Origin of the sequence: Micromonospora sp. NPDC001898 (assembly GCF_042891255.1) — a bacterium.
Lineage (GTDB): Bacteria > Actinomycetota > Actinomycetes > Mycobacteriales > Micromonosporaceae > Micromonospora.
In genome coordinates, this window is sequence record NZ_JBIATC010000003.1 from 522,142 (window position 1) to 548,415 (window position 26,274).

Here is a 26,274-nt window from a genome sequence, read left to right on the forward strand (position 1 = left end):
GGGCATTCGTGCGGTCACTTCGGCAGGTTCGCGCTCGCCTTGGCCAGCTGGTACGCCGGGAGCATCGCCTCGAACTCGTCGTCGTCCATGCCTCCGAGGGTGAGCATGAGCTGGCCGTCCAGGGTGGAGACCACGATCGCCCGCTTTCGGCTGCCCTCCTCGGTCCAGGTCGCCTCGTACGAGTCCAGCGGTCCGGCCTTGGTCCGGCGGTACTGCGGGCCCTCGGCCTTGCTGCTGTACTCGGCGAGGAACTTGTCCACCGTGACCTGCGGGTCCGACGGGGTGGCTCCCTCGATCTGCCAGACCCGGAGGAAACCGATGTGCCCGGCCGGCTTCGCGTCGATCTCGCAGAGCAGCAGGGCGGGGCCGGCCCGGTAGTCCGTCCCTGACTTGACCGCCTTCACCTTCCACTCCGGTGGCACCGAGAAGGTCATCGACAGCGGGCAGGCGCTGCCCTCGGGGCCGACCGTGGTGCCGGCCGCCGCCGGGGCGACCTCGTCGTACCAGGGCGGGCCGGCCGCGACCGGCGACGCGGTCGGGCTGGCCGACGGCGGGGGCGCCACCGTGGGCGTCGCCTTGTCGGCGCAGCCGACCGTCGCGGTGAGGGTGAGTGCGGCCAGTACGGCCACCCGCCGGAACATCTGTCGTTGCCCCCGTCGTGATTCGTGCCGCCGGTGTCGCGGCCGACGATGCTAACCCGGCCGCGACCCACGGCGCTGCCCGGCCGCGCAACCGCTCGGCGTCACGGCGCACGGTACGCGGGCTGACGTCCAGCCGCTCGGCCAGCAGCGCCCCCGGCCAGTCCCGGCGCGCCTGGAGCAGCGACAGCAGTCGCGCTGAGGTCTTCGGCGCAGATCCCGATGCTGCCATGAGAAGCGGCCACTATCTGACCGCTTCAGCTGCGACTCTCGTTCCGTGCCTGACAACGAGAACGACCCGAAGCACCCGGCCACCGTGACCGCCACGACCAGGGCGATGACCCGATGACCGTTTTCGGCCCCCGGGCGCTCAACCGCGCGACGCTCGCCCGGCAGTTGCTGCTCGATCGCGCCGACGTACCGGTCCTCGACGCCGTCGCGCACCTCGGCGGCCTGCAGGCGCAGGAGCCGCAGGAACCGTTCGTCGGGCTCTGGTCGCGACTGCGCGCGTTCGACCCGACGGTGCTCTCGGACCTGCTGGTCCGGCGAAGCCTGGTACGGACGCACCTCATGCGCCGCACCATTCACCTCGTCACCGCCGACGACGCCCTGGCCTGGCGGGCCCGGCACGACAGCATGCTGCGCCAGCGGTCGATCGGTACCTACCGCCGCGAGTTCGACGGAACAGACCTCGACGAGCTCGCCGAAGCAGGCCGGGCGGTGATGGCCGACGACCAGCCCCGCTCGATGACCGAACTCGCGCGGGCGCTCGCCGGGCGCTGGCCGACACCGAGCCCTCGGGCACTGGGCGAAGTGCTGATCGCCGCCCTCGTCCCGATGGCGCAACTGCCGCCGCGCGGGCTGTGGCGCACGAGGGCGGGAGTGCGCAACGTCCTGCTCTCCTCCTGGCTGGGTCGGGAGATCGACCCGCCGGCCCCGGAGGGCTCCGATCCGGTCGGCCGGGCGCTGGTACGGCGCTATCTGGCCGCGTTCGGCCCCGCAGCTACGGCCGACCTGCGCGCCTGGTGCGGCCTCGCCGGACTGCCGGCCGCGGTGACCGCGATGCGCGGGGAGTTGATCACCTTCCGTGACGGACGGGGCCGCGAGTTGATCGACCTACCCGACGCGCCGCGCCCCGACCCCGACACCCCCGCCCCGGTACGGTTCCTGCCGGCGTTCGACAACGCGATACTCGGCTATCACGACCGGAGCCGGATCATCGACGACGCCCACCGTGGCCTGTCGGTTGCCGGCGCGCGCGTTGTGTTGGTCGACGGGTGGGTCGCCGCGACCTGGAGCGTCGAGGCCGGCACCGTGACCGTCACTCCGCTGCGCCGGTTCTCCCGAGCCGAGCGCACCGCCGTCGCCGAACAGGGGCGGAGACTGGCGTCGTTCCTCTCCGACGGCGAGAGCCACCGGGCCCGGGTCGACGATGGTGATCCGGACCCCGTCGGGGTCACGGTCGCCCGTGGGGCCGGAGCCGGCTGAGACCGGTTCCAGGTCGAGGCGGGCAGGGCCGGGCAGGTCGGCGGACTTCGCGCCGCTCCCCCATCGCCGAGGTCTCAGGCGGCGTTCCGTTGGGCGCGGGTGCCCTGCGGCGGCAGGCCCGGCGTGGCGGGCCGGCTCCGGGGCCCAGGGTGCTGGGACTCGGCCGGGGCGGCTCCCCGGGCGAGCTGCATGGCGCGCTCCGCGTTCAGCATCGTCTCGCACGGCGCCTCCTGCCCGTCGCACAGGAGGCTGTGGCAGTGGCCGCTGTCGTCGGGTTGGTGCGCTTCGGCGACGTGGTACGCCAGGCGCCACAACAGCGGGTCGGTCACGTCGCTCGGCGCCACGGTGTCGTGACTGGACCGGTGGTGGGTTGTGCCGGACACGCGGAGCCCCTCTCGTCGTCGCTGGCCCCTAAACGTTCACCACTCCGGGCCTCGGCAAACCTCCCCGGGGCAGGGGCGTTGCTCACAGCCGCGGCGGCGTTCGGGTTGCCGCCCCGGCGGGTGCTGGTGTGCGGACTCCGCCGGTCCGGCCTGTGCGGGCGACCACTTCGAGCGTTACCCGCCCTCCTGCGGGGTACTGCGCTGCCCGAAACCGGTTGGCCGGGGCGACGGCGCGCCGTGCCCCGGTCCACCGTGGCGACAGGCGGGCGGGAGGCGCGGGATGCGGGGCTGGGAACAGGGCGTGGTGGGCCGGTCACCGGATCGGGTCCGAGCCGCGGCGAACCGGGCGCGGGACCGGGCTCGGGAATGGGTCCGAGCCGCGGCGAACCGGGCGCGGGACTGGGCGCGGGCGGCGGTGGGCCGGTTGCGGCGGGACTGGGTGGACGTGGTCGAGGCGGCCCTCGCGGCGACGGTGGCGTGGTTCGTGGCCTCCCGGCTCATCGGCCACCCGGACCCGTTCTTCGCGCCGACCGCGGCCCTGGTGGTCCTCGGCGAGGCGCGCGGGCAGCGGCTCCGCCAGACGATCGAGATCGTCCTCGGCGTCGCGGCGGGGGTGCTGGTCGCCGAGCTGGTGGTGCAGGCCCTCGGCCCGGGCAGCGGAACGCTGCTGGCGGTCCTGGTGCTGACCATCGGTCTCATGGTGACGATCGGGGCGAGCAGAACCCTCGTCGTCCAGGCGGCGATCTCCGCGCTGTACCTGGTCGCGGTGGCCGCGCCGAAGGGCGACCTGGCGCCGTTCCGCTTCGTCGACGCGCTGGTCGGCGGCGCGGTGGCGCTCGCCGCCAGCCAGCTCACCGTGGGCCGCAACCCGCTCGCGCCGCTGGTCGCCGAGGCGCGCCGGACGTTCGCCGACCTCGCCGAGGTGCTCACCTGCATCGACGAGGCGCTGGCGCGCTGCGACGAAGTGGCGGCCCGGGCGGCGCTGGAGCGGGCCCGCGAGGTCGACGGTTGCGTGGAGCGGCTGCGGACGGCGGTGCAGGCCTGCGGCGAGACGCTGCGGCTCGGCGTGCGCCGCCGCCGGCACCTGGGCCGGGTCGGGGACGTCGAGGCCACCGCCCGGCAGCTCGACTACGCGGCCCGCAACATCCGGGTGCTGGCCCGCGCCGGGGTCACGCTGACCCGGCTGCACGAGGCCACCCCGCCCGAGGTGGGTGCCGCGATCCGCGCGCTGGCCGAGGCGGTACGGGCCGCCGGGGCGGCGCTGGCCACCGACCTCGCCGGCCGGCAGGAGGCGGCCCGGCACGCCGAGCAGGCGGAGGCGACGGCACTCGAAGCGGTCCGAACCGCCGCCCAGCTGCTCAGGTCCAACCCCCCGCTACCGGTGGTAATGATCATCGGACAGATCCGCGCCACCGCCATCGACCTGCTACGGGGTGTCGACGGAGAAGACAACTCGGTACTGACCCGAGTAGACCAGGCCCTCTCCCCGCCCACCTCCACCCAGGGGGTGGGGGTGGGGTAATGGTCCAACCAGTTGACGGGTTGATGTGGTGGGGGACACACTGCTCGGCGTGGTGTTTGTGCCTGTGCCCCGGGGGTCCGTATCCGATCACGTCTTCGGGCAGCTCCGCGACGCGGTGGTCAGCGGCGCGTACCGGCCCGGCGACACGCTGCCCGGCGAGCGGGAGCTGGCCGCCGCCTTCGCGGTGAACCGGCACGCCGTCCGGGAGGCGCTGCGGCGGCTGCAACAGCTCGGCCTGGTCCGGGTCAGCCAGGGCGGCGCGACCCTGGTGCTGGACTGGCGGGTGCACGCGGGGCTCGACCTCGCGCTGTCCCTGATCCGCTCCGGTGACGTCCTGCCCGTCGACACGCTGGTGCGGGACATGTTGGAGATGCGGGCCTGCATCGGCGTCGACGCGGCCCGGCTCTGCGCCGAACGGGCCGACGCGGCGACGCGCGAGACCGTCACCCGCGCCGCGCAGGAGTACGCCGGGCTCGCCCCCGACCTGCCCCGGATGGCCGAGGCCAACATCACGCTGTGGCGGCACGTGGTGCGCGGCTCGGGCAACACGGCGTACCTGCTGAGCTTCAACAGCCTCGTGGCCGGCGCGCTCGCCGTCGGCGAGGTGCCGCCCGAGCGGCACGCCGCCGAACTGCTCGACGTGGCGGGGCACCACCGGCTCGCCGAGGCGGTCGCCGCCGGCCGGGGCGACGCCGCCGCCGAGCAGGCCCGGGCCCTGCTCACCGCCGCCCTCGCCACCCCACCCGGAAGGGAATGCCGAGCATGATCCCCGCCGTGCTCTACGCCGTACCCGCGTTCCTGCTGCTCATCGTCGTGGAGGCGCTGTCCTACCGGTTCGCCCCCGACGACGACGAACGCGGCTACGAGCTGCGCGACACCACCACGAGCCTCACCATGGGCGCCGGCAGCCAGGTGATCGGCTTCCCCTGGAAGCTGCTCACCGTCGGCCTGTACGCCGCGGTGTGGACGGTCGCGCCGGTCCAGCTCTCCCCCACCAGCGTCTGGACCTGGGTGCTGCTGTTCTTCGCCGACGACCTGGCCTACTACTGGTTCCACCGCACCCACCACGAGGTACGGCTGTTCTGGGCCGGTCACGTCGTGCACCACTCCAGCACGTTCTACAACCTGTCCACCGCGCTGCGGCAGAGCTGGACGCCGATGACCACACTGCCGTTCTGGCTGGCCCTGGCCCTGCTCGGCGTCCCGCCGTGGATGATCTTCCTCCAGCAGTCGGTGAGCCTGTCGTACCAGTTCTTCCTGCACACCGAGCGGGTCCGGGTGCTGCCCCGGCCGATCGAGTGGCTCTTCAACACGCCGTCGCACCACCGGGTCCACCACGGCGTCAACGCCGAGTACCTGGACCGCAACTACGGCGGGATCCTCATCGTCTGGGACCGGCTGTTCGGCACCTTCGAGCCGGAGCGCGCCGCCGTCCGGTACGGGCTGACCACGAACATCGGCACCTACCACCCGCTGCGGGTGGCCACCCACGAGTACGGGGCGATCTGGGCCGACGTGCGGGCCTCCGGATCCTGGCGGCACCGGCTCGGCCACGTGTTCGGCCGTCCCGGCTGGCAGCCCGCCCGATGAGGCGCCTCATTCCCTTCGGCGTGGCCGCCGCCGTCGAGCTCGTCGGCGTCGCCACGGACAGCACCGTGCTCCAGTGGCTGGCCAAGCCGCTGCTCGCCCCGCTGCTGCTGCTCTGGCTGCTGCGCTCCGGCCGACGCTTCGACGGGTTCGCGCTGGGGCTGGTCTTCGCCACCGGCGGGGACGTGGCGCTGCTGCTGCCCGACGGGCCCGCGTTCCTGGTCGGGATGGGATTCTTCCTCGGCGCCCAGGTCAGCTTCATCGTGACGTTCACCCGGCACCGACGGCCCCCCGTGCCGGTGGTGGCCGGCTACCTCGTGCTGTGGGCGCTGGCCAACGTCGTGCTGTGGGGCCCGCTCGGGGAGCTACGGCTGCCCGTGCTCGGCTACAGCCTCGCCCTGTGCCTGATGGCCGCCGCGGCGGCCGGCGTGTCGGCCCGCGCGGCGGTCGGCGGGGCGTTCTTCCTCGTCTCCGACCTCCTGATCGGCCTGGACGCGGCCGGCACCACCCTGCCCGGCCACGGCCTGCTCGTGATGAGCACCTACATCACGGCGCTGCTGCTGCTGACCACGGCGTGGGCGGCGGCCGGTGGGCCCGACGCCGCGCGCCGGCCGGACCGGCGTACCGACGGGGGCCCGGCCGCCCGGGCGGACGAACCGGCCACCCCCTGACGCCGGCCGCCGGCCCACCCTGGTTCGGGCGGGCCGGCGGCCGGAGGGGCGAGCGCTCGACGGCGGCGCGGCGGCCGTCGGGCGCGGCGGGTCAGTGTCGGCGGCGGCCGTAGGCGCCGGCGGCGAGCGACACGCCGACCGCGGCGAAGATGACCTGGATCAGCAGCTCGATCCAGTCGATGCCGGAGGTGTCGTCCACCCCGAAAGCGCCGGCCACGAGGGTGCCGAGGATCGCGGCGACCACGCCGATCAGCAGGGTGAGCCAGATCGGGATGGTCTGCTTGCCCGGTACGACCAGCCGGCCCAGCGCGCCGACGATCAGGCCGATGATGATGGCGGTGAAGAACCCGGTTACTTCCACGGTGGGCCGTTCCTTTCAAAAGGTTGTCGCCTGCGTCCACCACGGTGCCCCCGAAGACCGGCCGGCCAAACCGCCAACGCCCCGACCAGCGGATTCTTCACAGAACTGTCATGGTCCCGCGTGGCAACCGTCACAGCCCGCGGCCGACCCCGGGTCAGCCGGCGCAGTGGGCGTACCTGGCGGCCCGCTCGGCCAGCCACAGCCAGCGGCGCTGCGTCTCCCCGGCGGTGGCGGCGACCATGGCGAGGGCGTCGCCGCGCACGGCGGTGAGGGCCGCGCCGGTGGCCGCCGGGTCGTCGAGCAGGGCAGCGCCGTCGCGGAACGCCTCGGCCTCGGCCGAGCCGCCGAACCGGGGGGCCACCTCGTCGCGCCAGAAGTCCGCCCAGGCCAGCTCCGGATCCCAGGAGAACCGGGCGTACGCCAGGTAGCTGATCTCGTTGGTCGGGTGGTACGCGGACGGCTCGGCGAAGATGGTCAGCCCCCGCATCCCGGCGGCCCCGGAGCGGGTGGCCATGTCGGCGTACATCTCGGGAACCCAGGAGTGACGCTGCCGGTTCCACTGCGACCCGGCGTGGGTGCGCAGCACGCTGGTCGTGTGTGGCAGGCGGTCGACGTGCTCGGCGGTCAGCCGGTCCCGCTGGTCGTACCAGAACCCGCGGTTGACGCAGTACTGGTACGCCACGTCGTCGGGCAGGTCGGCCAGTGGCTTCTGGGCGTCGAGGTCGAAGATGTTGTCCCAGTACACCTCGACGAGGTGACGCAGCGGCACCCCGGCCGGACCGGTGCGGCGGGCGGTCTCCAGCAGGGTCGGGTAGACCGACCGCATCGCCTCGTACGACCAGGAGGTGCGCTCGCCGCCGGCGCGGGCGGCGCACCGGGCGCAGGCGCAGCTTCCGTAGTCGCCGGTCTCGAAGTTGATCCCGCCGACGGGCAGGGTGTCCAGCAGCCAGTCGATGGCGTCGCGGTGCCAGGCCAGGTTGTCCGGCTGGGACGGGCAGGCGGCCATCATGTACTCGCTGGCCGGGAAGTGCAGGTCGCCGAACTCGTCGATGTCGAAGCCGACCTTCTTCGGCAGCTCGGCGGCGAGGTCGGGGCGCCGGCGCAGCCAGGTGGCCAGGTTGTACCGGTGCCGGCCGTCGAAGTAGATGCCGCCGTAGGCGTTGATCCCGACCCCGGCGATGATCCGCACGCCCCGGGCGTTGGCGTACTCGCACAGCTCGCGGGCCGCCTCGACGCCGCCGTGGGCGTCGCGCAGCAGCCCGTACACGACGATCCCGCCGATCCGTTCGCGGCTGCAGAAGTCGACCAGCCGGCGGTAGTCGGCGCCGAACGCGTCGGCGGACTTCGCGTACGGGTTGAGCGCGCCGATCTCCTGCTGGCCGAGCTGGCGGGTGTCCCAGTTGGTGGAGTGGTCCCAGGTCCACAGGGTGCGCAGCGGCAACCCGGGGGCGGCGGCGGACGCGCCGACGGGCAGGCCGGCCGGGGTGGCCGAGGTGACCAGGGCGCGGGCGGCGTACACCAGGCCGGCGAACGGGTCACCGGTGAGCCGGATCTCGCCCCGCTCGGGCACGTCGGTCCGGTGGCCGCCCTCGGCCAGCGCCGGGTCGACGGCGAGGCGGACCGGCACGGCGTCCGGCCCTCCCTCGCCGAAAGCCTCGCGCAGCAGCCCGGCGGCGAAGGGCGCGTGCTCGGCCCCGAGCACCCGCACGCCGGAGACCTGGCGGTACGACGACATCATGTCCTCCCGATGGTGTGGGCGGTGGCGGCGAGGTAGTCGACCACGTCGATCGCGGTCCACACGCCGTGCCGCCAGTAGGGGTCCTGTTCGACGAGGGTGCGGGCGGCGGGCGCGTCTGCGGCCCGCAGCACCAGCACGGAGGCGCTCAGGTCGGCACGCGCCCCGACGATCAGGGCGGTGCCGTCGGCGAGCAGGGCGCGCACGTGCGCCAGGTGCGCGGCCCGGTGGGGTTCGCGCCGGACGACGACGTCGGCGGCGAAGGTGGCGGTGACCAGGTAGGTCGGTTCGAACTTCACGGGTGGATTCCTCCTGCGGTGACGGCCCGCGCGGTCCCGGCCGGTCCGGCTCGGCCGCACCGGGGGCCGGCCGTCACGCCTCGGCCCCGATCGCGCAAACTCATGCCTCGGCCCCGATCGCGCCGAGCAGTCGCCGCATGGCGACCCGGTAGACGGTCTGCGGGCGGCCCGCTCCGGTGCTGACGTGCACCCCGACCTCCTCGGCGAAGCCGGCCGCGCGCAGCGCCTTGAGCAGCCGGCGGGCCGAGCGCGCCTCCACGCCGTACGCGTCGGCCAGCCCCCGGGCGGTGACCTCGTCGGGGTCCATCTGGTGCAGGGCCTCCAGCAGCCGCCGGGTGGACAGCGGACCGATGCCGAGCTGCTCGGAGACCCGCAGCACGCCCGGGGCGGTCTCCCGCAGCCGGGGCCGCACGGCGGTCTCCCGGCTGGAGTAGACCTCCCCGTCGGGGAACACCACGTGGGTGTCGCCGCTGTGCCGGCCCAGCGCGAGGGCCTTGCGGGCGTTGTCCTCGGCGGCGGCGATGGTGGTGCCTGCGCCGAAGCCGACGGCGTGCTCGACGTCGACGCCGCGCAGGGCGAGCAGGGAGGCGTGGCCGTCCCGGTGCCGGGCGATGGCGCTCTCCACGGTGCCCCGGGTGGTGGTGATCACCAACGTCCGGTCGTCGACGGCGGCCAGCCGTCCGCGCATCCGTTCGGCGTGCTCCAGCAGCGCCTCACGTACCCGCAGCCGTTGCCGTTCCGCCTGGTACGGGTCCTGCGCCCGGGTCGTCGGCACACCCAGGTCGACCATCATCACGGCGATCTGGGTGGCCCGGGACTGGCGGATCTCGGCGGCGAGCCAGGCCCGGCGCAGCGCGTCGCGCACCGACGCGCGGGTGTGCTCGACGCGCCACACCGGAACCCCGCTGTCGACGAGGTCCCGGTGCACCGCGCCGAGGCAGGTCAGGCACGCCTCGACCGCGCCGGAGGCGTACCGCTCCCGGTGGTACGCGGTGATCTCGTCCAGGCCGGTGAAGAGCAGCCCGGAGGAGTCGGCGATCGGCAGGATCTCCGTGGGCGGGGCGACCTCGATGTCGTGGTACGTCTCGCGGACGGTCTCCGCCTCTATGGTGTCCACGCTGACCCGGGGCAGCTTCCCGCCGGTGGCCAGCAGCATCCGCGACAGCGTCCGGTACAGGTCGATGCCGGCGTGCGGGACGTAGTCGATCTCCGCCCGCAGCTCGCCGGCGGCGTTGGCGAACGCGTACGGGATGCGCCCGGTGAACAGCAGCACCTGGCACACCTCGTCCAGCTCGCGGGCCAGTTCGGGGGCCTGTTCGGGGCGGGCGTACACGCGTGTGGTCACCGCCTCCGCGCGGCCTTCCCCCGCCGCCACCTCCTGCACGAGCCGGATCGAGTCCTCCGGGCCGATGATCCCGATCACGATGCTGCCTCCACGTGGTGTCCCGCTGGCCTAGAGGGTGGGGTGCTCAGCCCGTGCAGACCGTGCCGGCCAGGCCGGCGCTGACCGGCGACGCCAGCAGCACCAGCACCGAGGCGACATCCTCGGGGCGGCCCAGCGCGGCCTCGATCGCGGCGACCCGCCCGCCGTCGGTGCCGTTGACCCGCGCCTCGTCCAGCGACCGCCGCATCAGCGGTGTGTCGATGTCTCCCGGGCAGAGCGCGTGCACGCGGATCCCCTGTGGACCGAGCTGTCGGGCCAGTGTGAGCGCCAGGCCGTGCAACCCTCCCTTACTCGCGCCGTAGGGTACCGAGCCGGAGCCGGTCTGGACGCCCGCCTTCGACCCGACCAGCACGAGCACCCCGTCGCCGGGGCTCAGGTGCCGGGCGGCGTGCTTGGCGACCAGGAACGGGCCGGTGAGGTTGACGGCGATGATCCGCGCCCACAGTTCGACCGGCACGTCCCGCACGTCCAGGCCCTGGCCGCCCATGATCCCGGCGACGTGCAGCACGGCGTCGACGCCGCCCAGTTCGGCGGCGACGGCGTCGAGCGCCCCGGCGACCTCGGCCTCGACGGTGACGTCGACGCCCCGGGCGCAGGCGCTCGCCCCGGCGGACCGGGCCTCGGCGGCGGCGTCGGCCGCCCCGGTGGCGTCGGCGTCCAGCACGGCGACGGCCGCGCCGGCCGCGCCGGCGGCCAGCACGGTGGCCCGGCCGATGCCGGACGCCCCGCCGACGACGACCACCCGCCGCCCGGCCAGCAGGCCGACCGACGCGGTTCCGCCGCCCACGCCCGGCCCGGGCGGCTGGGTGCCACCGCCGCCCGGACCGGCCGCCGGGGCGACGCCGCTCACGCGCGGACCGTGCGGCGCACCGCGTCGGCCACGGTCGCCGCCTCGGGCACCACGGCCGCCTGGAGGGCGGGCGCGGCGGGCATCGGCACGTCCGGGGCGGCCACCCGGGCGATCGGGGCGCGCAGGTCGGCGAAGCACTCGGCGGCGGCCCGGGCGGCGATCTCCGCGCCGAAGCCGCCGGTCAGGTTCGCCTCGTGGGCGACGACCAGCCGGCCGGTGCGGGCCACCGACGCGGCAACCGTGTCGAAGTCCAGCGGGTTGAGCCAGCGCAGGTCGACCACCTCGACGTCGACGCCCTCCTCGGCGAGGGTCGCGGCGGCGTCCAGGGCCGCGGACACCATCCGCGACCAGGCGACGACGGTGACGTCGGCGCCGGGCCGGACCACCCGGGCCCCGCCGATCTCCTCGACCGGGGCGTCGGTGCGCACCGGGCCCCGCATCGGGTAGAGCATCCGAGCCTCGGCGACCACCACCGGGTCGTCGCTGACGACCGCGGTGCGCAGCATCTGGTACGCGTCGTCCGGCGTGGCCGGCAGCGCCACCCGCAGGCCGGGGGTGTGCGCGAAGTACGCCTCCGTCGAGTGCGAGTGCTGGGCGCACGCCCCGGGCGAGTAGCCCTGCTGCATCCGGATCACCAGCGGGGCCTTCCACCGGCCCGCGCTGGAGTAGTGGATGTTGGCGATCTGGTTGACGATCTGGTCCATCGCCACGAACGAGAAGTCGGCGTACATGATCTCGGCGATCGGCCGCAGGCCGGTCATGGCCGCGCCGAGGGCCATGCCGAGGAAGCCGGTCTCGGAGATCGGGGTGTCGAAGATCCGGTCGGAGCCGAACCGCTTGTGCAGCCCCTTGGTGGCGCCGAACGGCCCGCCGGGCAGCGCGACGTCCTCACCGAAGTAGACGGTGTCGGTCCGGCTGTCCAGGGCCCAGGTGAGCGCCGCGTTGACGGCCTGGATGTAGCGCAACGACTCAGACATAGACGTGCTCCTTGGCGGTCGCCGGGTCCGGGGTGGGCACGGCGCGGGCGGCGGTGACGGCGGCCTCGATCTCGTCGGCCACCTCGGCGTCGATGGCGTCGAGCCGGGCGGCCAGGTCGGCGTCGGCGGCCCGGCGGATGCGGGCCAGGGGCTCGCGTTCCCGGGCGGCGGCGATCTCACCGGCCGGGCGGTAGTGCTGCACGTCGCCGCTGTAGTGGCCGACGAGGCGCTCGGTCATCGCCTCCACGATGGACGGACCGGAGCCCTCCCGGGCCCGGTCCACGGCCTCGGCCATGGCCTCGGCGACGGCGTCGGGGTCGTTGCCGTCGACCACCCGGCCGGGCAGGCCGTAGCCGGCGGCCCGCTCGGCGAGCTGCCGGACCCGCACCATGTCCTCGATCCGGGACATCTCGGAGTAGACGTTGTTCTCCACCACCAGCACCAGCGGCAGGTCGAGCACGGCTGCGAGGTTGAGCGCCTCGTGCACGTTGCCCTGGTTCATCGCGCCGTCGCCGATGCTGACCACCGACACGGCCCCGCTGCCGGTGCGCTGGGCGGTGAGCGCCGCGCCGGTCGCGATCGGCACCCCGGCGCCCACGATGGAGTTCTCGCCGACGAACCAGCGCCCCGGGTCCGACAGGTACGGCGACGCGGCCCGCCCGCCGCAGAGCGCGGAGTCGCGGCCCATCATCTCGGCGAACAGGCCGGTGAGGTCGACGCCCCGGGCGATCGCCCAGCCGTGTCCCCGGTAGGTCGCGGTGACGTGGTCCCCGTCGCGCAGCGCCCGGCAGGCGCCGACCGGGACGGCCTCCTGGCCGTTGCACAGGTGGATCGAGCCCGGGATCTCGCCGGCGTCCTTGAGGGCGGCCAGCCGCTCCTCGAACCGGCGGATCCGGGCCATCAGCCGATAGTCGTCGGGCAGGCCCATCACACCCCCTGAGATAATTGAGCCTTATTCCGGCTCGTTGGTTGAGGAGCCTAGACCAGCAGTCCAAGGCTATGGAAGAGTGCACAAGCAAGTTTGTGGCCGTTATTGGTCTCTAATTTGGGGAGCGGGCATGGAGATCGCCGAGGTGGAGTCCGTGGTGCGCGGCGACGCGCACTTCGTCCAGCTGCGCACGTCGGACGGGCTGACCGGTGTCGGCCAGTCCGCCTGCTGGGGATACCCGACGGCGGTGCACGCCGTGGTGGAGACGTTCCGGCCGTACCTGCTCGGGGCGGACCCCAACCGGATCGAGCACCACTGGCACCACCTCTACCGGATGGGACCGTTCCGCGGCTCGGTGCTCACCGCCGCCGTCTCGGCCGTCGACCTGGCCCTGTGGGACCTGCTGGGCAAGCGGCTCGGTGTGCCGGTGTGGCAGCTGCTCGGCGGCCGGGTGCGCGACCGGATCCGGCTGCACCTGCTGCTGGGCGGCACCGGGGCGGAGGCCCTCGCGGCCCAGGCCGCCGCAGCCGTCGCCGACGGCTTCACCGCCGTGAAGTTCGACCCGCTGCCCGCCGACTACGGCGACGTGTCGCTGGCCCGCCTCGTCGCCGAGACCGAGGCCACCACGGCGGCGGTGCGCGACACCGTCGGCCCGGACGTCGACCTGCTCATCGAGCTGCACCGCAAGCTCACCCCGTTGCAGGCCACGGCCGTGGTGCCGGCGCTGGCCCGGCACCACCCGCTGCTGGTGGAGGACCCGATCCAGATCGACAGCGTGAGCAGCCAGGCCGAGGTGGCCCGCCGGGCGCTCGGCGTGCCGATGGCCAACGGGGAACGGCTGCACACCATCTGGGAGTTCAAGGAGTTGCTCGCCCAGGGCGGCGCCCAGTACGTCCGGCCCGATGTCGGGCTCGCCGGCGGGCTCAGCCACGGCCGGAAGATCGCCGCGCTCGCCGAGGCGTACCACGCGGCCGTGGTCACCCACAACTGCCTCGGCCCGCTGCTGACCATGGCCTCGGTGCAGCTCGACACGGTCATCCCGAACTTCGTCACCCAGGAGTACTCCCCGATCGACGACCGGCTCGCCGACGGGCCGGCCCGGGCCTGCGTCCGCCGCGAGGGCGGGTTCCTGCCGGTGCCGCAGGCCCCCGGGCTGGGCGTGACGCTCGACCTGACCGACGAGCGACCGCTGGACCTGACCGGCCGGCCGCTGACCCGCATCCCGCTGCGCGCCGACGGTTCGGTCGCGTACGCGGTGTAGGGAAGGGCATCTGCTACCCGCCGCCGTCCGCGGCGACCCCGCGATACGACCAGGGTCAGGCTGGTCCCCGCCGTCATGGTGATCGGCGCGAGGGCGACCAGGAAGCCGAGTACGGAGATTCCCCGAATCCTCAGACCACCACCCGGTAGTGGGTGGTCAGCAGCCCCGCATCGTCGTAGACGTGAAACGCCACCCCGGGCGGCTGCCGCAGATCGACCAGCGGCCCGTCACCCTCCCAGGGCAGCCGGAGCGTGGAGACGACGCCGGGCGCGATCCGCAGTGGCCGCCCGGCGAAGGTGCTCGCTGCGGCGGTGTGGAAGTGCCCGGTCAGTACCGCGACGACCTGCGGATGAGCGGCCAGCAGTTCGGCCAGCGGCTCGGCGGGGAACAGCCGGATCGAATCGATGACGGGGTGGTGCAGTTCGACCGGCGGGTGGTGGAAGGAGACGAAGACCGGTGTCCCGGCCGGCACCGAGCCGAGGTGGTCGGCGAGCCAGTCCATGGTCTCCGCGTCGAGGTGGCCGTCGTCCTCGCCCGGAATCGACGAGTCGGCGAGCAGGAAGACCGCGCCGGCGACGTCGTACCGGGTGTTGATCGGGCCGTTGCCGCCGCCCTCGTCACCGAGCAGACCCTTGCGGTACGCGGCACGGACATCGTGGTTACCGGGGCAGAGCATGACAGGCAGCGGGGACGCGAAGAGCTTCGCGGCGATCCGGTACTCGGCCACCTCGCCGTGGTCAGCGATGTCCCCGCTGATCAGGATCGCGTCGACCGGTCGGGGCAGGGCGTGCAGGTGGTCCATCACCCGGGCGGTCCGTTCGGCCGACCGAGGATGGCTGTCGAGGTGCGTGTCGCTGAGATGCGCGATGACGAGCATGCTTCCCCTAATGGCTGTTCTCATCCTGGGCATTAGGGGAAGCATGCTCGCTGATCATGCCCGCGTCAGGTAGCGGCGCGACAGTTCAGCGGGTCGGCGGGCGGCCGGGGTGGTGGAAGACCGGGTGCGCCCACAGCGGCTCGCCGTCGGCGTCGGCGATCTCGGCGAACAGGTGGGCCAGCGACGCCGTCCAGCGGGCCTGCACGTCCGAGGCGCCGGTGACCGCGCCCGCGCGGGTGAAGCCCCACCGGGTGCGCAGCACGCAGATCAGCAGCAGGTCTCGCCGGTAGATGGCGTAGTCGTAGATGCCCGCCTCGTCCAGCAGCGCGGACAGCTCCGGCCATATCTCGGCGTGGCGGCGCTCGTACTCGGCCTCCGCGCCGGGGCGCAACCGGTACAGGTGGCAGACCTGCTCCCCCGGCCCGGCGGTGGCGCTCACCGGACGCCCCGCCGGGCCGGGGGCAGGGCCGCCACCGGCCCGGGTGGACAGGGGGTCGCCCCGGGGCGACCGGAAACCGTCACTTGCCGGAGCCGGCGAGCGCGCCGGAGACGAGCTGCCGCTGGAAGACCAGGTAGATGATCAGCACCGGCAGCAGGGCGACGATCAGCCCGGCGCTGACCAGCGGCACCGACACGTCGTACTGGCCGCTGAGCATGGAGACGCCGACCATCAGCGTCTTGCTGTCCGAGCCGCCCATGATGACCAGGGGCAGCAGCAGGTCGTTCCACATCCAGACGAAGTTGAAGATGGCCAGCGCCGCCAGGGCCGGGGTGGCGATCGGGGCGAGCAGCCGGAACAGGATGGTCAGGTGTCCCGCGCCGTCGACCCGGGCCGCCTCGATCAGCTCGTCGGGAATCTGCTGGAAGTACCCCGCGAGCTGGTACGTGCCCAGCGGCAGCCCGAACGCGGCGTACGCCAGGATCAGGCCCTGGTACTGGCCGGACATGCCCAGGTCCAGCACCGTCTGGTAGAGCGGGTAGATGATCGCCTGGCTGGGGATCGTCAGCGTCACGATGATCAGCAGGAAGACGATCTTCCCGCCGCGGAAGCGCATCTTCGTCACCGCGTACGCGACGAACAGCGCGGCGAGCACCGACAGCACCAGCCCGCCGAGCGTGGTGATCAGCGAGTTGAGCAGCAGCCGGGGCATGTCCATCCGGCGGAACGCCTCGAGGTAGTTGTCCAGGGTGATCCCGGCCGGCAGGCCCAGCGGGTCGTGGGCGAAGCCGGACTGCGTCTTCAGGGAGCTGACCACGGTGAACAGCAGCGGGTAGATCGCCGCGACGGCGACGACGACCAGCGCGAAGGTCAGCAGGTAGCGCCCGATCCGGGCGGAGTGGCGCGGGTTCATCGCGGCTTGCGGGTCCCCTCTGTGAACATGTGCCGCACGCTGAAGATCGACAGCACGGCGACGAAGACGAACAGGGCGATGCCGATGGCCGAGCCGTAGCCGCGGTCAAGGAACTGGAAGGTGGTGAGGAAGACCAGGTACTCGGGGAGCATGGTGGCGTCGCCCGGCCCGCCCTGGGTCAGCGCGTAGATCAGCGGGAACAGCCAGATCAGCACCCCGGAGGCGCAGACCACGCTCCAGTACGCCACGGTCGGGCGCAGCATCGGCACGACCACCGACCACAGCCGCCGGAAGAACCCGGCGCCGTCGAGGTACGCCGCCTCCAGCATCTCGTCGGGAATGGTGGACAGGCCGGCCAGGTAGGTCATCACGCCGAGCCCGAAGAAGCTCCACAGGGCGACCGCGACCAGCGAGAACAGCGCGCTGTACCGGCCGTTGAGCCACTCGATCGCCAGCGGCTCCAGGCCGACGCCGCGCAGCAGGGCGTTCAGCGGCCCGTCGGGGGAGAGGATCTGCCGGAACATGATGCCGACGACGATGGGCGCGATGGTGTACGGCACGAAGTAGACGGCCCGGAAGAACTTCCAGCCCGGCGAGCGCTGGTGGATCAGCAGCGCCAGCACCAGCGGGAGCACGATCCACACCGGCAGGGTGGCCACCACCAGCAGGGCGTTGCGGAAGCTGGTGAGGACCATCGAGTCGTCGAACATCCGGGTGTAGTTGTCCGCCCCGGCGAACTCGCTGCCGCCGAACCCGCTGGACGACTCGAAGCTGGTGAGCACGCCCCGCACGAGGGGCACCAGCTTGAACAGCACGGCCAGCACGAGGGCGGGCAGCACCAGCGCGGCGGCCAGCCACCACTCCCGGGCCCGCCCGGGTCGTGGCGGGCGGCGGGCCGGCGCGGGCGGGGTGTCGGCGGCCACCGGCTCCGACACCGGCGCGGTGGAGATCGTCATCAGGGTTCCTTCCCCCGGGCTGGCCGGGCGGGGCGACACGGCGTCGCCCCGCCCGGGGTGCTGCTACTTGGTCTGCTTCTTCGTCGGGCTACGCTCCAGCGCCTGCTGCATCTGGTCGGCCCACTTGTCGACGGTGAGTTGGCCGAGGGTGACCTGCTGCCAGCCACGGGCCAGGGCGTCGGCCTCGGGGCCGGAGAGCATCACCCCGGCGTGCAGGGTCGGCTGGGCAACCATTTCCTGGATCTTCTGGAAGGCCGGCGACGAGGGCAGCAGCGCCTTGTCGACGTTCTTGTTCAACGGCTGGCCCTTGCCGTGCTTGACCCACAGCTCGCCGTTCTCCTTGCCGGCCAGCCAGCTGATGAACTCCAGGCCGGCCTGCTTCTTCTCGCTCCACTGGGTCACGCCGTAGACGGCGCCCTCGATGCCGGAGAACTTCTGCGCCAGCGGCGCGGACGGGTCGACCGCCGGCCACCGGGTGACGCCGAGCTTGTCGTCGCCGAGGGCCTTGCCGAACGCCTCCCAGTTCACCGCGTCGGAGATGATGGTGCCGGCGAACGCGGCGTCGCCGCGCTGGAAGATGTCGGCGCCGTCGGGGAGCATGGTGATCGACGGGGCGTTCTTGTTGGCCCAGCCCTTGGTGGTGATCTCGGCGAGCTTCTCCAGCACGGCGACGAGCTTGGGGTCCTTCCAGGACAGCTTGCCGGCGAGCAGGGCGCGGATGTCGTCCTCGGTGAGGTAGTTGCGGGCGATCTCCGGGAAGTCCCAGTACGCCGGGAAGGTGCCGGACAGCCCGAGGGCCAGGCAGGTCTTGCCGGCCTTCTTCACCGCGTCGCAGGCGGCGCCGAACTCGTCCCAGGTCACCGGCGGCTTCTCCGGGTCGAGCCCGGCGGCGGTCAGGACGGCCTTGTTGTAGTAGAGGACGTTGCCCTGGTAGGAGAAGGGCACGCCGTAGCAGGCCTTGGCGGTGTCGAAGCCCTCGCAGGCGCCGCTGTAGGTGACCAGGTCCTTGGTGATCTCGGCAGCCTTGTCACCCAGCGGCACGTACGCGCCGCGCCGGTCGAACAGCTCCAGCCCGGCGTTGTTGGCCATCACGTCCGGCCCCGACTGCGAGGTGATGTACGGGCCCTGCACCTCGGGGTACTTGTCGAACGGTACGGACTGCATCTCCAGCTTGATGTCCGGGTGGCCGGCCTCGAAGCTGGTCTTGACCTGCTTCCAGTACTCGGTGCCACCCGGCTCCCAGGTCAGCACCTTGAGGGTGACCGGGCCGCCGGCGGCGTCGTCGCCGCCGCATGCGGTCAGCAGCGCGGCGGCTGCCATGCCGGCGGCGAGGACGCCGGCCAATCTCCGTCGAAACATCGGGTAGCTCCTGTCACAAGTGGGGGCTCGGGGGGATCCGGCGGACCGCGCCGCCGGCGGTGGCGCTGTCGGCCACGGCCTCGGCGACCCGCACGACGTGCAGGCCGTCGGCGAGCGGGACGACCGCCGTCGGTTCGGTGCCGTCGACCTGGCCGAGGAAGTGCCGCAGCTCGGCGGCGAGCGCTCCGCCGCCGTCGACCGGGGAGAGGAGCCAGTCGGGCGCCTCGGTCGACTCGCCCTGGACGAGCAGGGTGGGGTGGCCGAGGTCGACGTGCGCGACCCCGTCGGTGCCGTACACCTCGACCAGGTCCGAGGTGTGGTTCGGGGTGTGTTCGGGGAGCAGGTAGCTGTTGCGGATCGACGACACGACGTCGTTGGCGTGCCGCAGCTCCGCCCACACCAGGACCGGGGTGGCCGATCCGGGTCGGGTCCGGGCCGCCGCGCGGACCTCGACCACGGGCGCTCCGGCGTACCAGAGGGCCAGATCGATGTCGTGCACGGCGGTGAGCAGCGCGGGGTGTTCGCGCGGGAAGAGCCGGCTGAGCGTCCGGGGCCGGTCGCGGCGGGACGAGACGGCGAGCACGTCGCCGAGCCGGCCGGCGCGGACCGCGTCGTACAGGGCCCGGTGCGGGGGGCTGTAGCGCAGGATGTGCCCCGGCTGGCAGAGCACGCCGGTACGCCCGGCGGCGGCCACGATGGCGGCGGCGTCGGTGACGGTCGCGGCCAGCGGCTTCTCCACCAGCACGGGCACCCCGGCGGTGAGCAGGTCCACGGCCACCGGGCGGTGCGCCGGGCCGGGCACGCACACCGACGCCGCGTCGGGCGGGGCGGCGGCGAGCAGGTCCGCCACGGAGGCGTACGTCTGCGGCACCCCGTACTCTGCGGCGACCCGCTGCCGGGTCGCGGCGTCCGACTCGACCAGCGCCCGCACCGGCACGCCGAGCGACCGGTACGCGGCCAGGTGCCGGACGCCGAACGCCCCCGCGCCGACCACGGCGACCGACGGGCGGCTCATGCGCGGACCGCCTCGACGGCGGCGACGCGGTCGCCGGGGGCGGCCTCACCGGCTCCGTCGGGCTCGTCGGTGCCGGCCTTGGCGAGCCGGCCGGCGAGGACGGCCCGGGTGAGGCGCTCCAGGGCGGTCACCCCCACCCCGATGCACCGTTCGTCCACGTCGAACGCGCCGGAGTGCAGCGGCGCGCCGCCGCGTTCCCCGGTGACCCCGAGCTTGACGTACAGGCTGGGGCCGAGCGCGCCGAGCAGGGCGAAGTCGTCGGTGGTCAGCGGGGGCGCGGTCAGGTCGGCGACCTCGACCAGGCCGGGCAGCTCGGCGTGCGCGAGCGCCACCAGCGAGGCGGCGTTGCGCACCGGGGGCATCTCGTTGGCCCAGGTGAACCGCAGGCCGAGGTCGAGCGCGGCGGCCTGCTGCCGGGCGATCCGCTCGATGACCTCCTTGAGCCGGGCGCGGGTGGCCTCGTCGTGGGTGCGCAGCGTGCCGGTCGCCTCCGCCCGCTCGGCGACCTGGCTCTGGCTGGCCCCGCCGTCAATCGTGCCGATGTTGAACGCGACCAGCTCGTGTGGGTTGCGGGAGCGGGCCACTCCGGCGTGCAGCAGGGTGATCATGCCGGCCAGGCCGAGGATGGCGTCGCGGCCGAGCGCCGGGGTGGCGGCGTGCGCGGCCCGGCCGAGCACCTCGACCCGGAAGGCGTCCTTGGCCGCCATCGCGGTCATCCGGTCCACACCGACCGTCCCGACCGGCAGGTCGGGCCAGCAGTGCAGGCCGAGGACGGCGTCGAAGCGCCGGCCGCGCAGGGCGTCGTCGGCGAGCACCGCGGCGGCGCCGGAGTCCTCGCCGAACGGGATCTCCTCGGCCGGCTGGAACAGCACGGTCACCGAGCCCCGGGCGGGCGGGTCGGCCGCGAGCCGGGCCGCGACGCCGTGCACGACGGCCATGTGCACGTCGTGCCCGCAGGCGTGGCAGACCCCGGCGTTGCCGGACGCCCAGGGCACCTCCTTGGCGTCCTGGACCGGATAGGCGTCCATATCGGCCCGAAGCAGAACGGAGGGCCCCGACGCACGTCCTTCGATCTCGGCCACGAGGCCGGTCCCGGCGACTCCGGAGCGGACCCGGGCGATCGGGGCGAGCCGGTCGGCGAGAACCGCTGCGGTCTGCCGTTCCGTGAACCGCAGCTCCGGGTGCTGGTGAAGCTGCCGACGCAGCCGTACCAGATCGTCAACGTCCTCGTGCGCCTGCACCACGCGGTCCACCCCTCGCCTGCGGCCGATAATCCGGACCTAATTGAGACAAGAACCTAAAGGAGGGGTCCTCCCACGTCAATGGTGCTGCCGGAATCGGTTAGGGTCCGGCCATGCCACGCGCCGACGCACACCTGCACCTGTTCGCCGACGGTTACCCCGGCCGCTACGGACGGTCCCCGGCCGGGGGCGACGAATTCGCCGTCTACCAGACGTTGCGTCGCGAACACGACATCGACCGGGCGCTCGTGGTCGGCTACGAGGGCGCACCGGAGTTCGCCGGCAACAACGGCCATCTCGCGCGGCTCGCGGCCGAGCACGACTGGATCGCGCCGCTGGCGTACCTGCCGGCCACCGGCACGGACCGGCGCGGCCTGGACCGGATCCGGTCGGCGGGCTTCGCGGGCGTCGCCGCGTACCTGCCGGACCCGGCCTCGGCCGACGCGTTCGCCGACTGGGCCGCGACGGCCGCCGGGTCGCTCAACGACGCGGCGGCGGTGGTCAGCCTCAACGCCACCCCGGAGGCCGCCGGCCGGCTCGGCCGGGCGTCGGCCGCCCTCGACGGGTGCGCGGTGCTCCTCAGCCACCTCGGCCTGCCCGGCCGGCACCCGACGGTCCCGACCCCGGAGGCGGTCGCGGGCCGGCTCGCCCCGCTCACCGAGCTGGCCCGGCTGCCCCACGTCGGGGTCAAGGTCTCCGCCCTGTACGCCGTCAGCGACCCCGCCGACGCGTACCCGCACGCCGCGGCCCGGCCATTCGTCGACCTGCTGCTGGACCGATTCGGCCCGGCACGGCTGTACTGGGGCTCGGACTTCTCCCCCAGCCTGGACCACGTGTCGTTCGCGCAGACGCTGCACCCGGTCGGGCTGGACGGGCTCTCCGCCGCCGAGGCGGCCGACGTGTTCGGCGGCAACCTCCGCCGCGCCCTGGGCCGGTGCTGACGCACAGCCTTCACCGGCCGGCGTTCCCGAGGCCCACGGAGTTCCGGCGGGACTCCCGGGGCCGGGCGGAGATAGGGTCGGCACCCATGCGGACGAAGCAGGAGTTGGGCGCGGCCATCCGGCGGGAGCGGCGGGCGGCGCTGGTGGTCAACGCCCGCTCGCGCCAGGGCCGCCGGCTCTACGAGCACGCCCGTGCCCGGCTGGCGGAGGCCGGCTTCACCCTGCTCGGCTGCTACCCGGCCGACCGCCCCGGCGAGCTGGAACGGAGCCTGGACGACGCCCTCGCGCTCGGGCCGGACCTGCTCGTGGCGGGCGGCGGCGACGGCACGCAGAGCGCCGCCGCGCGGCTGCTCGCCCACCGCGACGTCGCGCTGGGGCTGCTGCCGCTGGGCACCACCAACAACTTCGCCCGCACCCTCGGCCTCCCGCTCGACCTCGACAGCGCCGTGGCCGTCCTGGCCGAGGGCAAGGTGATAGACGTCGACCTGGGGCTGGCCGGGGACGTGCCGTTCGCCAACCACGTCGGCGTCGGACTGTCGGCCGACATCATGCTCCGGACGCCCCCCGCCCTGAAGCGGGTCACCGGCCGGCTCGCGTACCCGGCCACCGCGCTGGCGCTGCTGGCCCGGCACCGGGCGCTGCGGGCCACCGTCCGGACCGGGGGAACGACGCACGAGTTCCACACCCACCAGATCTACGTGGCCAACGGCGGCTTCCACGCCGGGCGGCCGATCACGGTGGACGCCGACGCCGACGACCGGCTGCTGGTCGCGTACCCGGTCGGCGGGCCGACCCGGCGCGGGCTGCTGCGGGACACCGCCCGCAACGTGGCGACGGGTCACCGCCGCACGCTGGCCGAGACCCCGTTCCTCGCCGTCGGCGAGCTGTGGCTGGAGACCGACCGACCGGCGCGCGTCGAGGTCGACGGCGAGCTGTGCGGCCACACCCCGATCCGGATCGGCCTGGCCGCCAACGCGCTGCGGGTGATGGCCCCCGCCGACAGCAAGGACCGCTGACCGGCCGCCGCAGCGCCACTCCAGGCCGCACGTCCCGGAGCGGTGATCAAGAGGTTTGCGTGGGCTCGGCGCGAACCTGACGCAATACTCTTGATCACCGCGCAAGGGGTGGGCCGGGGTCGGCGCGGTGCGCCGGCCCCGGCCCGGGTGGTGGGCGGTCGAGGGTCAGTGCTGGGCGCCAACCGTTGCCGGGGCCGGCCAGCTGCCGGTGAAGACGCCGGCGCCGGTCGCGCTCCGGGGTGCGAAGCCGAAGAGCTGGTCGACCCTGGCGGCCTCGGCGGCGCTCGGGTACGGGTTGGTGCAGGAGGTGCCGGCGCTGCCGCCGGACATCAGGAGGGCGCAGTTGCCGTTGTAGTTGTCCGGCAGGCCGAGGATGTGCCCGATCTCGTGGGTCATGATCCGCAGCGGGCTGTACTGCTGGGCCTGGTAGTAGTCGATGACGACGCGACCGTTGCCGAGGCTCGTGCGCTGGGCGTACGAGCCGCCGCCGTAGGTGTAGGAGATCACCAGGTTCGAGCCGCACTGGGCCATGTTGATGTTGTTGGTTTAGTTGTTCCAGATCGTGGCGGCCTGGTTGGCGTAGCTGGCGAAGGGGCCAGCCTGGCTGGTGTTGTAGCAGACGTTGCTGACGGCGGCGGAGGCCGGCGCGGCCTGCACGGCGGTGAGGCCGAGCGTCGCCATCGTGACGGCGGCGAGGGTGGCGAGGATCCGGGACACCTTGGACAGACGCATGGGTCACGCTCCACTGGGTGACGGGACGAGCGGGGACCGGGTCAGCGTATTCATCGATATAGATCGATAGCAACGCCTCTTTTTATTTAACAATCTTTACTGATACGCTCCCGCCCATCGACGAGAGGAGATGTCATGAGACTTCGACGCAGGGCCACCGCCCTACTGGCGGGGGCGACGCTGGTCGTCGCCACCGGGGCCCTCACCGCCACGGGCGGTCTCGCCGCGGCGGCCACCGACCCGGCGCCGGCCGCCGCCGTGGCCTGCTCCGCCCCCGGCTGGGCCGAGGGCACCAGCTATCCGGCGGGCACCCGGGTCAGCTACGCCGGCCGGATCTACCAGGCCCTCGTGACGCACACCCCGCCGACCGGCGCGGGCTGGAACCCCGCGTCCACGCCCGCGCTGTGGAAGGACCTCGGGCCCTGCGACGGCACCCCCTCCCCCACGCCCACCGCGTCCTCGTCGCCCTCCCCCACCGTGTCGCCGACCGTGTCGCCCACGCCGACCGCGTCGCCCACGCCGACGCCGACCACGACGCCGGGCACGGAGACCTGCGCGGTCAAGACTAGGCCGGCCGGCAAGGTGCTCCAGGGATACTGGGAGAACTGGGACGGCGCGGCCAACGGCGTGCACCCGCCGCTGGGCTGGATCCCGATCACCGACTCCCGGATCACCGCCCACGGGTACAACGTGGTCACCGCCGCGTTCCCGGTGATCCGCGCCGACGGCACCGCGCTGTGGGAAGACGGCATGGACGTCACCGTGAAGGTGCCCACCCCGGCGGAGATGTGCCGGGCCAAGGCCGCCGGCCTGACCATCCTGATGTCCATCGGCGGCGCGGCTGCCGGCATCGACCTCGGCTCGGCGACCGTCGCCGACCGGTTCGTCGCCACCATCGTGCCGATCCTCAAGCGCTACAACTTCGACGGCATCGACATCGACATCGAGACCGGCCTCACCGGCAGCGGCAACATCAACCAACTCTCGGCGTCGCAGGCGAACCTGATCCGCATCATCGACGGCGTGCTCGCCCAGATGCCCGCCGGGTTCGGCCTCACCATGGCGCCGGAGACCGCGTACGTCACCGGCGGCAGCGTCACCTACGGCTCGATCTGGGGCGCGTACCTGCCGATCGTCAAGAAGTACGCCGACAACGGCCGGCTGTGGTGGCTGAACATGCAGTACTACAACGGCAGCATGTACGGCTGCGCCGGCGACTCCTACTCGGCCGGCACCGTGCAGGGCTTCACCGTGCAGACCCAGTGCCTCAACAACGGGCTGACGATCCAAGGCGTGACGATCAAGGTTCCGTACGACAAGCAGGTGCCCGGCCTTCCCGCGCAGCCCGGAGCGGGCGGTGGCTACATGACCCCGTCCCTGGTCTCACAGGCGTACAACAGCGTCAGCGGCCTCAAGGGCCTGATGACCTGGTCGATCAACTGGGACGGCTCCAAGAGCTGGACCTTCGGCGACAACGTGAAAGCCCTCCAGGGACGCTGACCGAGCAGTTCCGAATCACCGGCCCGGACCTTTCCGGGCCGGTGATTCCGTTCACCGCCCCGCGAGCTCCGAACGCACCAGCTCCAGCAGCCGCCACATGCACGGCTGCGCCGGCGACTCGTACCCCGCCGGCACCGTGCAGGGCTCCACCGTCCAGACCGACTGCCTCAACACCGGCCTGGTCGTGCGGGGAACCACCCCCGTGTGGCGTCCGGCCCGGCGCGGACCGGGCCGGACGCGCCCCGGCCGGCGCGTCGATCAGGCCAGCAGCGGGCGGACGTCCCGGGCGACGAAGCGCACGAAGCCCTCCGGATCGGGATCGTCCGGGGTCGGTTGCAGAACGATCGTGTCCGCCCCCGCCTCGGCCCACCGCCGCGCCCCGGCCGCCACCGCCTCGGCGTCGCCGGAGACCGCCCGGTCCGCCATCGTCGAGTAGCCCCAGCGTTCCCGCTCCCGCTCCAACCGCGCGTCGGCGTCCGGGCCGGTGGCCGCGTGCAGGTAGACGACGACCGGGTACGCGCCGACCCGCCCGGCCTCTTCCCGGCCCTCGGCGACGAGGGCGAGCGCATCGCGTACCCCCTGCGGGGTGGTGCCGCCGGTGAGCACCACGCCGTCGGCGGCGGCGCCGCACAGCCGCATGGACTTCGGCCCCGTCGCGCCGGCCAGCAACGGGACCGGGGCCTGCGGAGGCCAGTCCAGCGCCACCTCGGAGAGCCGCACGTACCGGCCCTCGGTCGTCACCCGATCCCCGGCCAGCAGCGCGCGCAGCGCCGTTAGGTACTCCCGCAGCAGGGTCAACGGCGACTCGACCCGGGCGCCCACCTGCCCCATCCAGTCCTGCACGCCGTGGCCCACGCCGACGCGGAACCGGCCAGGGAAGAGCCGTTCGAGGGTGGCGACCTCCATCGCGGTCAGCGCGACGTTGCGCAGCGGCACCGGCAGCAGGCCCACCCCGACGCGGACCCGCTCGGTCCAGGCCAGGGCGGCTGCGGCCGTGGCGATGCCGCCCTCCAGGAAGCAGTCCTCCCAGAGCCACAGCTCCTCAAGCCCGGCCTCGTCGGCGGCCAGGACGATGTCGCGCAGCCGCTCCGGCGGCGACTGCGGCAGGAACACCACACCGAGATCCGTCATGCCGGTATTG

Annotated in this window: 29 protein-coding genes and 1 pseudogene; 9 read left to right on the plus strand and 21 right to left on the minus strand. The window is 73.5% G+C overall.

Annotated features, from left to right (window positions below; all coding sequences use genetic code 11):
- Positions 1–14: 14 nt before the first annotated feature.
- Together ACFYZF_RS10185 and ACFYZF_RS10190 are read right to left on the minus strand one after the other, a co-directional pair.
- Positions 15–629: a lipoprotein gene (locus ACFYZF_RS10185; protein ID WP_387017879.1), complete on the minus strand. Its 615-nt coding sequence runs from the start codon at positions 627–629 to the stop codon at positions 15–17.
- 4 nt (positions 630–633) lie between these two features.
- Positions 634–870: pseudogene (locus ACFYZF_RS10190) on the minus strand (HTH domain-containing protein); the annotation flags it as partial.
- A gap of 113 nt (positions 871–983) precedes the next feature.
- Between ACFYZF_RS10190 and ACFYZF_RS10195 the strand changes: the two are divergent.
- Positions 984–2,126, plus strand: a complete 1,143-nt coding sequence (locus tag ACFYZF_RS10195) for a winged helix DNA-binding domain-containing protein (protein WP_387017881.1) — start codon at positions 984–986, stop codon at positions 2,124–2,126.
- Between the two features lie 74 nt (positions 2,127–2,200).
- On the opposite strand, the gene ACFYZF_RS10200 is transcribed toward ACFYZF_RS10195, so the two are convergent.
- Positions 2,201–2,509, minus strand: a complete 309-nt coding sequence (locus ACFYZF_RS10200) for a hypothetical protein (protein WP_387017883.1) — start codon at positions 2,507–2,509, stop codon at positions 2,201–2,203.
- A 280-nt stretch (positions 2,510–2,789) separates the two neighbouring features.
- Here ACFYZF_RS10200 and ACFYZF_RS10205 point away from each other — a divergent pair, with 280 nt between their 5' ends.
- Genes ACFYZF_RS10205 through ACFYZF_RS10220 form a run of 4 tightly spaced genes read left to right on the plus strand, consistent with a single transcriptional unit; the run spans position 2,790 to position 6,289 of the window.
- Positions 2,790–4,031, plus strand: a complete 1,242-nt coding sequence (locus ACFYZF_RS10205; protein WP_387017885.1) for an aromatic acid exporter family protein — start codon at positions 2,790–2,792, stop codon at positions 4,029–4,031.
- Positions 4,032–4,080: 49 nt separating this feature from the next.
- Positions 4,081–4,797, plus strand: coding sequence for a FadR/GntR family transcriptional regulator (locus ACFYZF_RS10210; protein WP_387017887.1), 717 nt, complete (start codon positions 4,081–4,083; stop codon positions 4,795–4,797).
- Positions 4,794–5,621, plus strand: a complete 828-nt coding sequence (locus ACFYZF_RS10215; protein WP_387017888.1) for a sterol desaturase family protein — start codon at positions 4,794–4,796, stop codon at positions 5,619–5,621. The genes ACFYZF_RS10210 and ACFYZF_RS10215 overlap by 4 nt, the downstream gene beginning before the upstream one ends.
- Positions 5,618–6,289 carry a lysoplasmalogenase family protein gene (locus tag ACFYZF_RS10220; RefSeq protein ID WP_387017891.1) on the plus strand — a complete coding sequence of 224 codons (672 nt, stop codon included), beginning with the start codon at positions 5,618–5,620 and terminating at the stop codon, positions 6,287–6,289. The genes ACFYZF_RS10215 and ACFYZF_RS10220 overlap by 4 nt, the downstream gene beginning before the upstream one ends.
- A 91-nt stretch (positions 6,290–6,380) precedes the next feature.
- On the opposite strand, the gene ACFYZF_RS10225 is transcribed toward ACFYZF_RS10220, so the two are convergent.
- The 7 genes from ACFYZF_RS10225 to ACFYZF_RS10255 form a co-directional block, all read right to left on the minus strand.
- The gene (locus tag ACFYZF_RS10225; protein ID WP_387017894.1) at positions 6,381–6,650 is read right to left on the minus strand and encodes a GlsB/YeaQ/YmgE family stress response membrane protein; all 270 of its coding nucleotides are present in this window, start codon (positions 6,648–6,650) and stop codon (positions 6,381–6,383) included.
- A gap of 154 nt (positions 6,651–6,804) precedes the next feature.
- The gene (locus tag ACFYZF_RS10230; protein WP_387017896.1) at positions 6,805–8,385 is read right to left on the minus strand and encodes a hypothetical protein; all 1,581 of its coding nucleotides are present in this window, start codon (positions 8,383–8,385) and stop codon (positions 6,805–6,807) included.
- Positions 8,385–8,684: a YciI family protein gene (locus ACFYZF_RS10235; RefSeq protein WP_387017899.1), complete on the minus strand. Its 300-nt coding sequence runs from the start codon at positions 8,682–8,684 to the stop codon at positions 8,385–8,387. The genes ACFYZF_RS10230 and ACFYZF_RS10235 overlap by 1 nt, the downstream gene beginning before the upstream one ends.
- 100 nt (positions 8,685–8,784) lie before the next feature.
- Positions 8,785–10,107, minus strand: a complete 1,323-nt coding sequence (locus ACFYZF_RS10240; protein ID WP_387017901.1) for a hypothetical protein — start codon at positions 10,105–10,107, stop codon at positions 8,785–8,787.
- A 46-nt stretch (positions 10,108–10,153) separates the two neighbouring features.
- Complete coding sequence (locus tag ACFYZF_RS10245) at positions 10,154–10,978, minus strand: SDR family NAD(P)-dependent oxidoreductase (protein ID WP_387017904.1); 825 nt, start codon at positions 10,976–10,978, stop codon at positions 10,154–10,156.
- Positions 10,975–11,955 carry an alpha-ketoacid dehydrogenase subunit beta gene (locus ACFYZF_RS10250; protein ID WP_387017906.1) on the minus strand — a complete coding sequence of 327 codons (981 nt, stop codon included), beginning with the start codon at positions 11,953–11,955 and terminating at the stop codon, positions 10,975–10,977. Before ACFYZF_RS10250 ends, ACFYZF_RS10245 begins: the two co-directional genes overlap by 4 nt.
- A complete protein-coding gene (locus tag ACFYZF_RS10255) occupies positions 11,948–12,883 on the minus strand; it encodes a thiamine pyrophosphate-dependent dehydrogenase E1 component subunit alpha (protein WP_387017908.1) in 936 nt (311 codons plus the stop codon). The genes ACFYZF_RS10250 and ACFYZF_RS10255 overlap by 8 nt, the downstream gene beginning before the upstream one ends.
- 130 nt (positions 12,884–13,013) lie before the next feature.
- Between ACFYZF_RS10255 and ACFYZF_RS10260 the strand changes: the two genes are divergently transcribed.
- The gene (locus tag ACFYZF_RS10260; RefSeq protein WP_387017911.1) at positions 13,014–14,144 is read left to right on the plus strand and encodes a mandelate racemase/muconate lactonizing enzyme family protein; all 1,131 of its coding nucleotides are present in this window, start codon (positions 13,014–13,016) and stop codon (positions 14,142–14,144) included.
- Positions 14,145–14,274: 130 nt separating this feature from the next.
- Here ACFYZF_RS10260 and ACFYZF_RS10265 read toward each other — a convergent pair whose 3' ends face one another.
- The 7 genes from ACFYZF_RS10265 to ACFYZF_RS10295 form a co-directional block, all read right to left on the minus strand.
- A complete protein-coding gene (locus ACFYZF_RS10265) occupies positions 14,275–15,021 on the minus strand; it encodes a metallophosphoesterase (protein WP_387017914.1) in 747 nt (248 codons plus the stop codon).
- An 85-nt stretch (positions 15,022–15,106) separates the two neighbouring features.
- Positions 15,107–15,460, minus strand: a complete 354-nt coding sequence (locus tag ACFYZF_RS10270) for an L-rhamnose mutarotase (protein WP_387017916.1) — start codon at positions 15,458–15,460, stop codon at positions 15,107–15,109.
- Positions 15,461–15,539: 79 nt separating this feature from the next.
- Positions 15,540–16,373, minus strand: coding sequence for a carbohydrate ABC transporter permease (locus ACFYZF_RS10275; protein ID WP_387017919.1), 834 nt, complete (start codon positions 16,371–16,373; stop codon positions 15,540–15,542).
- Positions 16,370–17,329: a carbohydrate ABC transporter permease gene (locus ACFYZF_RS10280; protein WP_387017921.1), complete on the minus strand. Its 960-nt coding sequence runs from the start codon at positions 17,327–17,329 to the stop codon at positions 16,370–16,372. Before ACFYZF_RS10280 ends, ACFYZF_RS10275 begins: the two co-directional genes overlap by 4 nt.
- A 63-nt stretch (positions 17,330–17,392) precedes the next feature.
- Positions 17,393–18,688: an ABC transporter substrate-binding protein gene (locus tag ACFYZF_RS10285; protein WP_387017923.1), complete on the minus strand. Its 1,296-nt coding sequence runs from the start codon at positions 18,686–18,688 to the stop codon at positions 17,393–17,395.
- Positions 18,689–18,701: 13 nt separating this feature from the next.
- A complete protein-coding gene (locus ACFYZF_RS10290; protein ID WP_387017925.1) occupies positions 18,702–19,703 on the minus strand; it encodes a Gfo/Idh/MocA family protein in 1,002 nt (333 codons plus the stop codon).
- On the minus strand, positions 19,700–20,947 hold the full coding sequence (locus tag ACFYZF_RS10295) for a M20 family metallopeptidase (protein WP_387017928.1): 1,248 nt from the start codon (positions 20,945–20,947) through the stop codon (positions 19,700–19,702). Before ACFYZF_RS10295 ends, ACFYZF_RS10290 begins: the two co-directional genes overlap by 4 nt.
- A 110-nt stretch (positions 20,948–21,057) precedes the next feature.
- Here ACFYZF_RS10295 and ACFYZF_RS10300 point away from each other — a divergent pair, with 110 nt between their 5' ends.
- Both ACFYZF_RS10300 and ACFYZF_RS10305 read left to right on the plus strand, forming a co-directional pair.
- Entirely contained in the window at positions 21,058–21,885 is an 828-nt protein-coding gene (locus ACFYZF_RS10300; protein ID WP_387017930.1) for an amidohydrolase family protein, read from the plus strand.
- Between the two features lie 86 nt (positions 21,886–21,971).
- Positions 21,972–22,901 (plus strand): diacylglycerol/lipid kinase family protein, encoded by a 930-nt coding sequence (locus ACFYZF_RS10305; RefSeq protein ID WP_387017932.1) that lies wholly within the window; start codon positions 21,972–21,974, stop codon positions 22,899–22,901.
- A 165-nt stretch (positions 22,902–23,066) separates the two neighbouring features.
- Here the strand turns inward: ACFYZF_RS10305 and ACFYZF_RS10310 are convergent, their stop codons facing one another.
- Both ACFYZF_RS10310 and ACFYZF_RS10315 read right to left on the minus strand, forming a co-directional pair.
- Positions 23,067–23,432 (minus strand): snapalysin family zinc-dependent metalloprotease, encoded by a 366-nt coding sequence (locus ACFYZF_RS10310; RefSeq protein ID WP_387017934.1) that lies wholly within the window; start codon positions 23,430–23,432, stop codon positions 23,067–23,069.
- Positions 23,433–23,447: 15 nt separating this feature from the next.
- Positions 23,448–23,633, minus strand: coding sequence for a hypothetical protein (locus ACFYZF_RS10315; RefSeq protein WP_387017937.1), 186 nt, complete (start codon positions 23,631–23,633; stop codon positions 23,448–23,450).
- Between the two features lie 135 nt (positions 23,634–23,768).
- Here ACFYZF_RS10315 and ACFYZF_RS10320 point away from each other — a divergent pair, with 135 nt between their 5' ends.
- Positions 23,769–25,133, plus strand: coding sequence for a carbohydrate-binding protein (locus tag ACFYZF_RS10320; protein ID WP_387017939.1), 1,365 nt, complete (start codon positions 23,769–23,771; stop codon positions 25,131–25,133).
- A 51-nt stretch (positions 25,134–25,184) separates the two neighbouring features.
- On the opposite strand, the gene ACFYZF_RS10325 is transcribed toward ACFYZF_RS10320, so the two are convergent.
- Positions 25,185–25,307, minus strand: coding sequence for a hypothetical protein (locus tag ACFYZF_RS10325; RefSeq protein WP_387017942.1), 123 nt, complete (start codon positions 25,305–25,307; stop codon positions 25,185–25,187).
- Positions 25,308–25,391: 84 nt separating this feature from the next.
- Complete coding sequence (locus ACFYZF_RS10330; protein WP_387017945.1) at positions 25,392–26,264, minus strand: LLM class flavin-dependent oxidoreductase; 873 nt, start codon at positions 26,262–26,264, stop codon at positions 25,392–25,394.
- Between the last annotated feature and the right edge of the window lie 10 nt (positions 26,265–26,274).

Excerpts from the sequence above, each read along its gene's own strand:
- ACFYZF_RS10315 (WP_387017937.1), bottom strand. The coding sequence starts at position 23,633 with ATGCGTCTGTCCAAGGTGTCCCGGATCCTCGCCACCCTCGCCGCCGTC.
- ACFYZF_RS10230 (WP_387017896.1), bottom strand. The coding sequence starts at position 8,385 with ATGTCGTCGTACCGCCAGGTCTCCGGCGTGCGGGTGCTCGGGGCCGAG.
- ACFYZF_RS10215 (WP_387017888.1), top strand. The coding sequence starts at position 4,794 with ATGATCCCCGCCGTGCTCTACGCCGTACCCGCGTTCCTGCTGCTCATC.
- ACFYZF_RS10330 (WP_387017945.1), bottom strand. The coding sequence starts at position 26,264 with ATGACGGATCTCGGTGTGGTGTTCCTGCCGCAGTCGCCGCCGGAGCGG.
- ACFYZF_RS10220 (WP_387017891.1), top strand. The coding sequence starts at position 5,618 with ATGAGGCGCCTCATTCCCTTCGGCGTGGCCGCCGCCGTCGAGCTCGTC.
- ACFYZF_RS10250 (WP_387017906.1), bottom strand. The coding sequence starts at position 11,955 with ATGTCTGAGTCGTTGCGCTACATCCAGGCCGTCAACGCGGCGCTCACC.
- ACFYZF_RS10255 (WP_387017908.1), bottom strand. The coding sequence starts at position 12,883 with ATGGGCCTGCCCGACGACTATCGGCTGATGGCCCGGATCCGCCGGTTC.
- ACFYZF_RS10320 (WP_387017939.1), top strand. The coding sequence starts at position 23,769 with ATGAGACTTCGACGCAGGGCCACCGCCCTACTGGCGGGGGCGACGCTG.
- ACFYZF_RS10205 (WP_387017885.1), top strand. The coding sequence starts at position 2,790 with ATGCGGGGCTGGGAACAGGGCGTGGTGGGCCGGTCACCGGATCGGGTC.
- ACFYZF_RS10260 (WP_387017911.1), top strand. The coding sequence starts at position 13,014 with ATGGAGATCGCCGAGGTGGAGTCCGTGGTGCGCGGCGACGCGCACTTC.
- ACFYZF_RS10285 (WP_387017923.1), bottom strand. The coding sequence starts at position 18,688 with ATGTTTCGACGGAGATTGGCCGGCGTCCTCGCCGCCGGCATGGCAGCC.
- ACFYZF_RS10310 (WP_387017934.1), bottom strand. The coding sequence starts at position 23,432 with ATGGCCCAGTGCGGCTCGAACCTGGTGATCTCCTACACCTACGGCGGC.
- ACFYZF_RS10275 (WP_387017919.1), bottom strand. The coding sequence starts at position 16,373 with ATGAACCCGCGCCACTCCGCCCGGATCGGGCGCTACCTGCTGACCTTC.
- ACFYZF_RS10305 (WP_387017932.1), top strand. The coding sequence starts at position 21,972 with ATGCGGACGAAGCAGGAGTTGGGCGCGGCCATCCGGCGGGAGCGGCGG.
- ACFYZF_RS10195 (WP_387017881.1), top strand. The coding sequence starts at position 984 with ATGACCGTTTTCGGCCCCCGGGCGCTCAACCGCGCGACGCTCGCCCGG.
- ACFYZF_RS10300 (WP_387017930.1), top strand. The coding sequence starts at position 21,058 with ATGCCACGCGCCGACGCACACCTGCACCTGTTCGCCGACGGTTACCCC.
- ACFYZF_RS10290 (WP_387017925.1), bottom strand. The coding sequence starts at position 19,703 with ATGAGCCGCCCGTCGGTCGCCGTGGTCGGCGCGGGGGCGTTCGGCGTC.
- ACFYZF_RS10265 (WP_387017914.1), bottom strand. The coding sequence starts at position 15,021 with ATGCTCGTCATCGCGCATCTCAGCGACACGCACCTCGACAGCCATCCT.
- ACFYZF_RS10280 (WP_387017921.1), bottom strand. The coding sequence starts at position 17,329 with ATGACGATCTCCACCGCGCCGGTGTCGGAGCCGGTGGCCGCCGACACC.